Raw genomic sequence first — 11717 nt, forward strand, 5'->3', positions numbered from 1 at the left:
GGTAGTGCTGGCGGCTGTGCTCGCGGTCATGCTCGGCGCGTGTGGCAATACCGACTCATGGGTCGACGCCTCGGCCGCGCAGGGCTGGCCGGCGCAGTACGCCGACGCCGCCAACAGCAGCTACACCACGACCGGCGGGGCCATGAAGCTCTCGCTGCAATGGACCCGGTCGGTGAAGGGAAGCCTGGCCGCCGGGCCGGCGCTGAGCGCACGCGGCTACCTGGCCCTCAACGCCCAGACCTCGGCGGGATGCTCGCTGATGGAATGGGAGAACAACGACAACGGGCGGCAGCGCTGGTGCGTGCGTCTGGTCCAGGGCGGCGGCTTCGCCGGCCCGCTGATCGACGGTTTCGACAACCTCTACGTCGGTCAGCCAGGAGCGTTGCTGTCTTTCCCGGTGACCCAGTGGACGCGGTGGCGCCAACCGGTGATCGGCATGCCCACCACGCCGCGGTTCGTCGGACAAGGCGACCTACTGGTGGCCACGCACCTCGGTCAGGTGCTGGTGTTCGACTCGCACCGCGGCCAGGTGGCCGGCAGTCCACTCGACCTGGTCGACGGCGTCGACCCCACCGACTCCGCACGCGGATTGGGCGATTGCGCGCCGGCCCGGCAGGGCTGTCCCGTCGCGGCCGCCCCGGCCTTCTCGACAGCTAACGGAATGGTGGTGCTCGGCGTCTGGCAGCCCGGTGCTCCCGCCGCGGGTCTGGTGGGGCTGAAGTACCACCCCGGACAGACGCCGCTGCTGACGCGCGAATGGACCACCGACGCCGTGGGCGCGGGTGTCATCGCCAGCCCGGTGTTGTCGGCCGACGGGTCGACCGTCTACGTCAACGGACGTGACCAACGGCTGTGGGCGCTGCGTGCGGCCGACGCGAAGGTGAAATGGTCGGCGCCGCTGGGTTTCTTGGCGCAGACGCCGCCCTCGGTCACCCCGCAGGGGTTGATCGTGGCCGGCGGCGGGCCCGACACGAAGCTGGTGGCGTTCAAGGATGCTGGTGATCACGCCGACCAAGCGTGGCGCCGCGATGACGTCCTGCCACTGTCGACGTCGAGCCTGGCGGGTACCGGTGTGGGCTACACGGTGGCCAGCGGACCACCGGCGAACGGCGCCCCCGGCATGTCGCTGCTGGTCTTCGATCCGGGCAGCGGCCGCACGCTGGACAGTTACCCGATGCCCGCGTCCACCGGCTATCCGGTCGGGGTGTCGGTCGGCACCGATCGCCGGGTGGTGGCGGCGACCAGCGACGGCCAGGTATACGGTTTCGCGCCGGCCTGACCCGGACATACCTCTGTGGTGCCGATCGATGAGCCCGCGGCGCCAGGCGCTGCGACAACCAACATCACTGCAAGCCCGCGGACCAGCGCCGCCGACATCGTGGCGACGTGCGTCCTGCTGGTCATTCACGGCGCGCTGTACGCGGCGAGCTTTGCATTGCTGGGTCTGCTCGTGATGACCACCGACCCCTGCGGATCGCGGAAATGCGGCGATCCGGCTTGGATCGACCGGGCCATGGACTTGGGCACCTGGGGTGGGGCCGCCCTGTTGGTCGCCGACATCGTGATCGCCGTGTATTTCCTGGCCCGGCGGAAACGACTTGCCTTCGTCGTCCCGCTGATCGGTTGCGTCGCACAGGTCGCGCTGGCTCTCGCCGCCGTGGCGATGGAGCTGCGGGCCGGACCGGTCTGAGCGGCAATGGCGCTCGCGAGTGCGGCGAAGCCGACGAATCGGGTCGTCAGCGACTAGATCGCCAGCGGCGGGATGGCGTTGCGCGGCACCTGGGCCTGCATTGGCCCGCCCAGCGCTGGCAGCATCTCGCCCGGGGCGAAGTAGAAGATCAGCTGGTCGTCAGTGATGGCGAAGTTCTGATAGTGCGTCGGGTCGTGTCCTGTCGACGGCAAAACCGCTGCGCCCAAGGGCGATTGACGTTCCAGGTCGCGCTGGACGATCGGGAAGATGGCGTCCAGCGGCGTAGCGCCCGGTGGGAACAGGTTGTCGAAGGTGATGGGCTGCTTCGTCCCAAAGTTGTAGTTGAACGCCTTGTACCAGATCGAGGAGTGCGCTCCCCCGACATCCTGGAAGAACTTGAGCACGACGCTGCGGGTGTTGTGCGGCGGCTGCCCGGCGTCGTGCTGCTCGGTGGTGGCCTCCAGCTGGTACGGCTGGTCACGTCCCCCGGAACTCTGCGCGACGGCGACGAAGCCGTCCCGGTTCTGGGTGATGTAGTCGGCCAGCGCCTGCTCGTCGGGATAGTCGGCCGGAAAGCTCATGTTGAGGGTGTAATTGGGGCCGGTGGCGCGCAGACGGCACATCTGGCCGGCCTCAACGGTGCCGCCCAGGCTGGCACACGACGGTGGCTCGGCCGCGGCGGGCGAGCCCAGCAAGACCGCCGCCGCGAGCAGCGCGGCGGTTATCAGAAAGCGCATCGTGGAAGTGTCCTCGCAGACTAGCCAGGGCCGGTGGCCCTGAGAGGTGACGCCGCCAGCGTACCCGGCGCTATCGGGAGGGTTGGCAAACGAACGCCATCGCCCGGCTGGAGGTCCGCGCTCCGACGCGGGCGATGACGACCGACAGCGACCGGCTCCCGCGCAACCGCATCCGTTTGCGCAACGCGTCCGGGTCTACCCGGACCCCGCGCACGAGGATCTCCAGCGACCCGCAGTCCAGCGCCGACAGCGCCTGGCGGAGCCGGCGTTCGTCGAAGACCAGCTGCTCGAGCAACTCGAACCCGCGGTCCGCCGCCGGCAGCCGATCGCCGGAGAGGTAGGCGATGTCGGGGTCGAGCTGCCACAGTCCGTGCCGCGCGGCGTAGTGGCGCACCAGCCCGGCCCGCACCACGGCGCCGTCCGGGTCGACGATCCAGCGCCCGACGGGCCGCACCGGGCAGTCGTCGGGGTCGTGGTCGGTGAGCTGCTCGCCGCGATCCAGCAGGTTCGCCCGTCGGCGCACCCCGGGGCGCGCCAGTCCGGCCGACCACAGGCAGGCTTCCCGCACCGAGCCGCGATGCGACGTCACCTCGATCTCCCCGTCGAAACCGAGGCGGTGCACCTGGCCGAAATCGATTCCGGGAGCGCACTTTACGACGAAATCCCGGTCGCGGTAGGTGTCGAGCAGCGAGCCCAGGCCGGGCTGGTAGTCGTCGACGCGCAGCCGCCGCCCCTCGACGCGCCGGGCCGGGTCGACGACGAGCACGGCGTCACGGCTGACCGGACGCCGCGCGTCGGCGCGGCAGATCCAGGCCGAATCCCCCAGGTTGTGGCGCGCCATCGACAGCCGCACCGGATCGATATCGCTGCCCACCGCCGCAATCCCGCAGGCTCCCAGCGCGGCCAGCTCGGTGCCGATCGAACAGGTCGCGTCGTGCACGACGACGCCGCTGCCGCCGGCGGCCAGCCGTCGGGCGCGGTGCAGGGCCACCGGCGCCGCGGTGGCCTGCTGCAGCGCCTCGTCGGTGAACAGCCACTCCGACACTCCCAGCTCCCGCAACTTGTCGGCCGCGCGCCGACGCAACAAAACCGTCTCCACCAGCACCGCGGCCCGGTCGCCGAATCGGGCCCGCGCCGCTGCGACGTCGCCGACCCGGGTGGCATCGCTCAGTTCGAGTTCGGCGACCGCCGCCAGCGCCGCGGCACCCTCGTGTGACCGCAGATACCCGACGTCGTCCGTGCTGAACCTGATAGCCCGGCTCCTCCTCACGCCGCTGCGCGGCCCGCATCGTCGCCGCGCGGAAGCGCAGCCCAACGCTCAGGAGGGTTTGACCCCGGTCACCATCACGTTGTAGAACCAGCCCTTCGGAACCACGCGGCGCCACACGTTGGCGTCCACCCAGCTCAGCGCCTTCCAGCCAGTGAAGGCGAATTTCGCCCAGCCCCAGCCCAGGCGTCCGGGCGGCACCGACGCCTCGAAGGTGCGCACCGGCCAGCCGAACATCGCGGCGGTGAACTCTTCGCTGACGGTCCGCACTTCGGTGGCGCCGGCGTTGGTAGCCATTCGCTCCAGGTCACCCGGAGTGAAGGTGTGCAGGTCGACGATCGCCTCGAGCGCCGCGGCCCGCGAGGATTCGTCGAGCTCGGCCTGCGGGCGCCGCCAGGCGCCCAGGCCGGGCAGCTTGGTGACGTTCGTGGCGATGCGCCAGGTCAAGGTCGACAGCTCGCGGGCGTACACGTCGCCAGCGCTGGTCGGCTCGCCGGCGAAGACGAACCGGCCGCCGGGGCGCAGCACCCGGAGCACCTCGCGCAGCGACAGCTCAACATCGGGAATGTGGTGCAGCACCGCGTGCCCGACGACCAGATCGAAGGTGTTGTCCTCGTACGGGATGCCCTCGGCGTCGGCGACGCGGCCGTCGATGTCGAGGCCCAGCGACTGTCCATTGCGGGTGGCGACCTTGACCATGCCGGGCGAAAGGTCGGTCACCGATCCACGCCGGGCGACCCCGGACTGGATCAGGTTGAGCAGGAAAAACCCTGTGCCGCAGCCCAATTCGAGGGCCCGGTCAAAGGGCAGCTCGCGCAGCACCTCGTCGGGCACGATGGCGTCGAAGCGGCCGCGGGCGTAGTCGATGCAGCGCTGATCGTAAGAGATCGACCATTTGTCGTCGTACGTCTCGGCTTCCCAGTCGTGGTAGAGCACCTGGGCCAGCTTGCTGTCGTGCCGGGCGGCTTCCACCTGCTCGGCGGTGGCGTGGGGCGTCGGAACGGCGTCGGTCGAACTGGTCATGCAGGGCAGCCTAACGGCCGGCGGGATCCGCTCTGTCGCCACCGCCCTGACCAGCACTGAACACCTCGACGTAGCGCCGTCGTTCGGCGGCGAGCCGGTCGAGGAGGCCCAGATCGAAAACGTCGTTGATCCCGGCTTTGGCGGCGGCCAGTGCCTGCCGTGGGCCGTCGAGGAAGCGGCGTGCCCACCCGGCGGCGGCGTCGTACACGTCGTCGGGGGCCACCATCTCGTCGATGAGGCCCAGCGCCAGTGCTTCCTCGGCGTCGAAAAAGCGGCCGCTGAACACCAGCTCCTTGGCCTTACTCGCGCCGGCCACCCGGGTCAGGCGTGCCATCGCGTCGCCACCGGGCACCAGGCCGGCCAGGATTTCGGTCGCCCCGAACTTCACGTTGTCCCCGCTGATCCGCCAGTCGGCGGCCAGGGCCAGCGTGAGCCCGGCGCCCAATGCGTATCCGGTGATCGCGGCGACGGTCGGTTTGGGGATCGCCGCCACGGCGTCGACGGCTTCCTGGCGGACCCGCGCCACGCTCTCGGCCTCGGAGCCGCGCAGCGATCGCAGCTCGGGCATGTCGTCACCCGCGGAGAAGATTTCGTGGCCGCCGAACAGGATCACCACGGCGACGTCGTCGCGCCGGCCCAGTTCGTCGGCGGCCGCTATGACCTCCCGATATACCTGACGGGTCATCGCGTTCGTCGGTGGGCGCGACAGCAGCAACATGGCCAGCCCGGCGTCCTGCGAGCCGTCGCTGACGACGACGCTCACGAACTCGCGCACTTGAGGGCTCACAAGGGCCACTCCATCCCGCCCGATTTGCGCGCCTGGTGGTAGCGATCGGAATCGAAAAACTCGAAAACCCAGTTATCACCGCGCTTCTCGAGGAGGGGCTGCACGGGCGCGATCTGGCGTTCGACGGCCAGCACCTCGGCGACACTACGGCCGGCCAGCGAATCCAGCTGGGTCCAGGTCGGCGGCAGCAGGATGTTGCGGCCGGCCTCGAAGTCGGCGATGGCATCCTGCGGCAGCGCCCAGCCGAACCGGTCGGATTCGGTGTTCTGCCCGTCGGCACGCTGGCCCTCGGGCAGGGCCGCCACAAAGAAGTAGGTGTCGTAGCGGCGGGTCCGTTCGGCCTCCGGCGTGACCCAGTTGGCCCATGGCCGCAGCAGGTCGGAACGCAACACCAGGTTTTCGGTGCGCAGAAAATCGGCGAACGACAGCGTCCGATCGTCCAGGGCGCGCCGGGCGTCGGCATAGACCGAGGCGTCGCGAACGATGCCGTCCGGGTCGCCGGCAGGGCCCGCGAAGAGCACCCCGGACTCCTCGAAGGTCTCCCGAGCCGCCGCACACACCAGCGCCGCGGCCAGCTCGGTGTCGATGCCAAACCGCTGTGCCCACCAGTCCGGCGGCGGACCGGCCCACGCGATATCGGCGTGGCGGTCGCGGTCGTCGACGCCGCCACCGGGAAACACGATGACGCCCGGGGCGAACTCCATCTTCGAATGGCGGCGCATCAGGAAGATCTTCAGGCCGCCGGGCACATCGCGAACCAGCATCACGGTGGCCGCCGGCCGGGTGGGCAGCGGCTCGGGGGTGGTGCTCATTCCAGCCTCCTCCGGTGAGCTGCGCGGGTACGAATTCGCCGGGCGAAATAGCGCCCGTCGACGACGTCGAGCGCGATCGCCTGGCCGAATGCCGTGGACAGGTTCTCGGAGGTCAGAACGTCGGTCAGCAATCCCGCGGCGACCACTTCGGCTTCCGAGAGCAGCATGCAGTGACTGAACCCGGGCGGAATCTCCTCGACGTGGTGGGTGACCAGCACCAGGGCGGGAGCCTCGGGGTCGGCGGCCAGGTCGGCCAGCCGCGCGACCAACTCCTCGCGGCCGCCGAGGTCCAGGCCGGCGGCGGGCTCGTCGAGCAATAGCAGTTCGGGGTCGGTCATCAGCGCGCGGGCGATCAGCACCCGCTTGCGCTCGCCTTCCGACAGCGTCCCGTAGGTGCGGTCCGCGAGGTGCTCGGCGCCCAGGCTTTCCAGCATGTCGATCGCGCGCCGGTAGTCGACGTCCTCGTAGCGCTCCCGCCACCTGCCCAGCACCGCGTAGCCGGCCGAGACGACGAGATCGCGAACCACTTCGTCGGTGGGTATTCGCTGCGCCAGAGCCGAGGAGCTGAGCCCGATCCGCGACCGCAACTCGGTCACGTCGACCCGGCCCAATCGCTCACCGAGCACGAAAGCGGCGCCGGACGAGGGGTGTTCGGCCGCCGCGGCAATCCGCAGCAGCGATGTCTTGCCGGCGCCGTTGGGCCCGACGATCACCCACCGTTCGTCGAGTTCGACCGCCCAGTCCAGCGGGCCGACCAAGACGTTGCCGCCCCGCCGCAGCGACACCTGCCTGAAGTCGATCAGCAGATCGGGGTCGGCTACATCGCTGGTCTGGTCGGTTCTATCCTCGGATTCTCTCGAATCCTCGGGTTTCACCTCCGGCTTCCGTTTTCGGGCACCCGACCATCGTGCCGTACCGCGGCGCCCGAATCCCTGCCGGGTCGCTACGGGTTCGGCGGGATCTCCACCCGTCGGACCTCGCCGTCGATCGCGTCGGCGGCTTCGATTTCGCCGCGGGTCACACCCAGTAGCAGCAGCACCGTGTCCAGATAGGGATGGCTCAGCGACGCATCGGCGACCTCGCGCAGCGCCGGCTTGGCGTTGAACGCGATCCCCAATCCGGCGGCGGCCAGCATGTCGATGTCGTTGGCGCCGTCGCCCACCGCGACGGTCTGTGCCATCGGCACCCCGACCTTGTTTGCGAATTCCTTTAGCGCCGCGGCTTTTCCGGCCCGGTCGACGATAGGACCGATCACCCTTCCGGTGAGTGTGCCGTCGACGATCTCCAGCTCGTTGGCCGCGACATAGTCGATCATCAGCTCCTCGGCCAGCGGCTCGATGATCCCACGGAATCCCCCGGACACGAGGCCGCAGGCATAACCTAAGCGCCGCAAGGTCCGCAGCGTGGTGCGGGCGCCGGGCATCAGTTCCAGTGCGTCGGCGACCTCGTCGATCACGCTGGCGGGCAGGCCGGCCAGCGTGGCCACCCGCTGCTCGAGCGACTGCGCGAAGTCCAGCTCGCCGCGCATCGCGGCGTCGGTGATCGCGGCGACCTTGCCCTCGGCGCCCGCCCGGGCGGCCAGCATCTCGATGACCTCGCCCTGCACCAGCGTCGAGTCGACGTCAAACACGATGAGCCGCTTGGCCCGTCGTTCCAGGCTGACGGCTTCGACTGCCACATCGACCTGTTCGTCGCTGGACACCCTGTTCAGGGCGGTCCGCAGCGCCGCATCCGCGCCCGGCGGCACCGAGACCCGTAGCTCCAGGCCGATCACCGGATAGTCGGACACACCGCGGATCAGGTCGATGTTGACGCCAAGTCCGGCCACCTCGCGGGCCACCGCGCCGAACGCACTGGCGGTGATGGGCCGGCCCAGCACGTAAATGGTGTGCGTCGAGGGCTCCCGCATGATGGGCACGTCGTCGCTGCGCTCGATGCTGACATCCAAATTCAACTCGCGGACGGCCGATTCGACGTCACTGCGCAACCGCGGGCTGTCGGCGACCTCGGCCGGGCAGCACACCAGCACGCCCAGCGTCAGGCGGCGCCGGATCACCACCTGCTCCACGTTGAGCAGCTCCACCCCATGCGGTGACAGCGCCTCCAACAGGTTCGCAGTCACGCCCGGTTGGTCCACGCCGGTGACGGTGATCAGCACCGACACCTTCGGTGGTGAGTTCACTCCCGGCAGCTGTCGCTATTGCTCAGGAGTCGAGCGATCGGGTTCGGTCCGCGGACCGAATCCCTTCGGCGACTCGAGAGCCGTGGCGTGGCGGCCCACATGCGCCTCGGCGCGGAGCCGCTCCACCATATGCGGGTAGTGCAACTCGAATGCCGGACGCTCCGAACGGATTCGGGGCAGCTCGGTGAAGTTGTGCCGCGGCGGCGGGCAGCTGGTCGCCCACTCCAGGGAGTTGCCGTAGCCCCACGGGTCGTCGACCGTGACGACCTCGCCGTAACGCCAGCTCTTGAAGACGTTCCAGACGAACGGGAACATCGACGCGCCCAGGATGAAGGCGCCGACCGTCGAGACGACGTTGTAGGGCTGGAAGCCGTCGCTGGGCAGGTAGTCCGCGTAGCGCCGCGGCATGCCCAGGTCGCCCAGCCAGTGCTGCACCAGGAAGGTGGTGTGGAACCCGATGAACGTCAGCCAGAAGTGCAGCTTGCCCAGGCGCTCGTCGAGCAGCCGGCCGGTCATCTTCGGGAACCAGAAGTACACCCCGGCGAACGTGGCGAACACGATGGTGCCGAACAGCACGTAGTGGAAGTGCGCGACCACGAAGTAGCTGTCGGTGACGTGGAAGTCCAGCGGCGGGCTGGCCAGCAGCACGCCGGTCAGACCCCCGAGCAGGAAGGTGAGGAGGAAGCCGATGCAGAACAGCATCGGTGTCTCAAAGGTCAACTGCCCCTTCCACATCGTGCCGATCCAGTTGAAGAACTTGATGCCGGTTGGCACCGCGATCAGGTAGGTCATGAACGAAAAGAACGGCAGCAGAACGGCTCCCGTAGCGAACATGTGGTGCGCCCACACCGCCACCGACAGGGCGGCGATCGACAGGGTCGCGTACACCAGCGTGGTGTAACCGAAGACCGGCTTGCGCGAGAACACCGGGAAGATCTCGGTGACGATGCCGAAGAACGGCAGCGCAATGATGTAGACCTCGGGATGGCCGAAGAACCAGAACAGGTGTTGCCACAACAAGACTCCGCCATTGGCGGCGTCATACACGTGGGCACCCAGATGTCGGTCGGCGGCGAGCCCGAACAGCGCCGCGGTCAGGATCGGGAACGCGATCAGGATCAGGATCGAGGTCACCAGGATGTTCCAGGTGAAGATCGGCATCCGGAACATCGTCATGCCGGGCGCGCGCATGCACACCACGGTGGTGATCATGTTGACCGCACCCAGGATGGTGCCCAGACCCGCGACGATCAGGCCGGTGATCCACAGGTCGCCCCCGGCGCCGGGAGAGTGCACGGCGTCGGACAGGGGCGTGTAGGCCGTCCAGCCGAAGTCGGCGGCCCCGCCCGGCACGATGAAGCCGGAGGCCGCGATCAGGCCGCCGAACAGGAACAACCAGAACGAGAAGGCGTTCAGCCGCGGGAAGGCCACGTCTGGGGCGCCGATCTGCAACGGCAGCACCAAGTTGGCGAATCCGAACACGACCGGGGTGGCATACAGCAGCAGCATGATCGTGCCGTGCATGGTGAAGAGCTGGTTGAACTGTTCGTTCGACAGGAACTGCAGCCCGGGAGCGGCGAGCTCGGTGCGCATCAGCAACGCCATCAGCCCACCTATGAAGAAGAAGGCGAAGCAGGTGACCGTGTACATGATGCCGATCATCTTGTGATCGGTGGTGGTGATCAGTTTGTAGACGAGGTTCCCTTTGGGGCCCATGCGGTCCGGGTACGGACGAACGGCCTCGAGTTCACCCAAGGGGGGCGCTTCGGCTGTCAACAGCTTCTCCAAACATCCAGATCGGACACTGGCCCAAAAATCAGTATTGAGACGAATCTTAGCCGTCGATCATGGCGTCGTCAGGGCTGGTCCTACAAACTGTCGTAAATGGCTCGCCGGTGCGGCGTGTCCGTCGGCGCGGCGTCGCCACGCTGGCGAATGGCGGCGACCCGCTTCGCCCGGCTCCGCCGCGCTCACGATCGCCACGCTGGCCGAATGGCGGCGACCCGCTTCGCCCGGCTCCACCGCGCTCACGATCGCCACGCTGGCCGAATGTTAGCGTCTGACGCGTGTTGTTCGGCGTGATCAGACCCGCCCGGCCGGTCGTGGCGACAGCGGTGACGGCGGCCGTCATCCTGGCGTGCGGCGGGTGCGGATCGGACAAGCCCGCCGCCCAGACGCCGGCCCGTTCCCTGATCACCCCCACCACCCAGATCGCGGGCGCCGGAGTGCTCGGAAATGACCGCCGCCCCGACGACTCGTGCGCGCGAGACGCCGCCGCGGCCGACCCGGGCTCCTCGAAACGGCCGGTCCACAACGCGGCGGGCGTCGACCCGGACGTCGTGCAGGTGCCCGCCGACCCGCAGCGCATCGTGGTGCTCTCCGGGGACCAGCTCGACACGTTGTGTGCGCTGGGCCTGCAGTCGCGGGTCGTCGGCGCGGCGTTGCCGGACAGGTCCTCGAGTCAGCCCGCCTATCTGGGCGGCGCGGTGCATGGGGTGCCCGGGGTCGGCACCCGCTCCCGACCGGACCTGAAGGCGATCGCCGCCGCCCACCCCGACCTGATCCTCGGGTCGCAGGGGCTGACGCCCACGCTGTATCCGCAGCTGACCACGATCGCCCCGACGGTGTTCACGGCCGCACCGGGCGCGGCGTGGCAGGAGAACCTGCGCGCCGTCGGCGCCGCCACCGGCCGCGTCGCCGCGGTGAACTCGTTGATCAGCGGGTTTTTGCAGCGGGCCACCGATATCGGCGCGCGGCACGACGCCTCCCACTTCCAGGTGTCGATCGTGCAGCTGACCGCGGGGACGATCAGGGTGTACGGCGCCAACAACTTCCCGGCGACCGTGCTCGGCGCGGTCGGCGTGGACCGGCCGGCCTCCCAGCGGTTCACCGACAAGCCCTATGTCGAGATCGGGGCCAGCGACGCGGACCTGGCGCGCAATCCCGATCTATCGATAGCCGACGCCGACGTGGTCTACGTGTCCTGCGACACCCCGGCCGCCACCGATCGGGCCGCGACGATCCTGGACAGCAACCCCTGGCGCAAACTCTCGGCCAACCGCGACAACCGGGTTTACATCGTCAACAACCAGATCTGGCAGGCCGGCGAGGGCCTGATCGCGGCCCGCGGCATCGTCGACGACCTGCGCCTGGTGAACGCCCCGATCAACTGACGGCGGGCGGCCGGAAACGCGTACATCGTCACAACGTGATCTTCGC

11 protein-coding genes are annotated in these 11717 nt (G+C 69.0%); 3 read left to right on the forward strand and 8 right to left on the reverse strand.

The features are described from left to right. The first annotated feature begins 28 nt into the window (after positions 1–28). Both AC5Y4H_RS11855 and AC5Y4H_RS11860 read left to right on the forward strand, forming a co-directional pair. Positions 29–1279 (forward strand): outer membrane protein assembly factor BamB family protein, encoded by a 1251-nt coding sequence (locus AC5Y4H_RS11855; RefSeq protein ID WP_499981736.1) that lies wholly within the window; start codon positions 29–31, stop codon positions 1277–1279. 18 nt (positions 1280–1297) lie between these two features. Beyond that, positions 1298–1690: a hypothetical protein gene (locus tag AC5Y4H_RS11860; RefSeq protein ID WP_499981739.1), complete on the forward strand. Its 393-nt coding sequence runs from the start codon at positions 1298–1300 to the stop codon at positions 1688–1690. A gap of 53 nt (positions 1691–1743) precedes the next feature. Here the strand turns inward: AC5Y4H_RS11860 and AC5Y4H_RS11865 are convergent, their stop codons facing one another. The 8 genes from AC5Y4H_RS11865 to ctaD all read right to left on the reverse strand — a co-directional run bounded on the left by AC5Y4H_RS11865 (position 1744) and on the right by ctaD (position 10274). Further along, the gene (locus AC5Y4H_RS11865) at positions 1744–2427 is read right to left on the reverse strand and encodes an esterase (RefSeq protein ID WP_499981742.1); all 684 of its coding nucleotides are present in this window, start codon (positions 2425–2427) and stop codon (positions 1744–1746) included. A 70-nt stretch (positions 2428–2497) separates the two neighbouring features. Further along, complete coding sequence (locus AC5Y4H_RS11870; RefSeq protein WP_499981746.1) at positions 2498–3697, reverse strand: class I SAM-dependent methyltransferase; 1200 nt, start codon at positions 3695–3697, stop codon at positions 2498–2500. A gap of 48 nt (positions 3698–3745) precedes the next feature. Continuing rightward, positions 3746–4717, reverse strand: coding sequence for a class I SAM-dependent methyltransferase (locus AC5Y4H_RS11875; RefSeq protein WP_499981751.1), 972 nt, complete (start codon positions 4715–4717; stop codon positions 3746–3748). 10 nt (positions 4718–4727) lie between these two features. Further along, on the reverse strand, positions 4728–5492 hold the full coding sequence (locus tag AC5Y4H_RS11880) for an enoyl-CoA hydratase (protein WP_499982027.1): 765 nt from the start codon (positions 5490–5492) through the stop codon (positions 4728–4730). Positions 5493–5500: 8 nt separating this feature from the next. After that, positions 5501–6316 carry an NUDIX hydrolase gene (locus tag AC5Y4H_RS11885; RefSeq protein ID WP_499981753.1) on the reverse strand — a complete coding sequence of 272 codons (816 nt, stop codon included), beginning with the start codon at positions 6314–6316 and terminating at the stop codon, positions 5501–5503. Then, positions 6313–7191, reverse strand: coding sequence for an ABC transporter ATP-binding protein (locus AC5Y4H_RS11890; protein WP_499981755.1), 879 nt, complete (start codon positions 7189–7191; stop codon positions 6313–6315). Before AC5Y4H_RS11890 ends, AC5Y4H_RS11885 begins: the two co-directional genes overlap by 4 nt. A 68-nt stretch (positions 7192–7259) precedes the next feature. Beyond that, the gene (gene serB, locus AC5Y4H_RS11895) at positions 7260–8498 is read right to left on the reverse strand and encodes a phosphoserine phosphatase SerB (RefSeq protein ID WP_499981757.1); all 1239 of its coding nucleotides are present in this window, start codon (positions 8496–8498) and stop codon (positions 7260–7262) included. A gap of 15 nt (positions 8499–8513) precedes the next feature. Continuing rightward, positions 8514–10274 (reverse strand): aa3-type cytochrome oxidase subunit I, encoded by a 1761-nt coding sequence (ctaD, locus tag AC5Y4H_RS11900; protein ID WP_499981761.1) that lies wholly within the window; start codon positions 10272–10274, stop codon positions 8514–8516. A 290-nt stretch (positions 10275–10564) separates the two neighbouring features. Here ctaD and AC5Y4H_RS11905 point away from each other — a divergent pair, with 290 nt between their 5' ends. Continuing rightward, positions 10565–11671 (forward strand): iron-siderophore ABC transporter substrate-binding protein, encoded by a 1107-nt coding sequence (locus AC5Y4H_RS11905; RefSeq protein WP_499981766.1) that lies wholly within the window; start codon positions 10565–10567, stop codon positions 11669–11671. Positions 11672–11717: the final 46 nt, after the last annotated feature.

This window comes from Mycobacterium sp. NGS58, assembly GCF_059812385.1.

Coding starts and splice junctions, on each gene's coding strand:
- AC5Y4H_RS11855 (WP_499981736.1), top strand. CDS start 29: ATGCTCGGCGCGTGTGGCAATACCGACTCATGGGTCGACGCCTCGGCC.
- AC5Y4H_RS11885 (WP_499981753.1), bottom strand. CDS start 6,316: ATGAGCACCACCCCCGAGCCGCTGCCCACCCGGCCGGCGGCCACCGTG.
- AC5Y4H_RS11875 (WP_499981751.1), bottom strand. CDS start 4,717: ATGACCAGTTCGACCGACGCCGTTCCGACGCCCCACGCCACCGCCGAG.
- AC5Y4H_RS11865 (WP_499981742.1), bottom strand. CDS start 2,427: ATGCGCTTTCTGATAACCGCCGCGCTGCTCGCGGCGGCGGTCTTGCTG.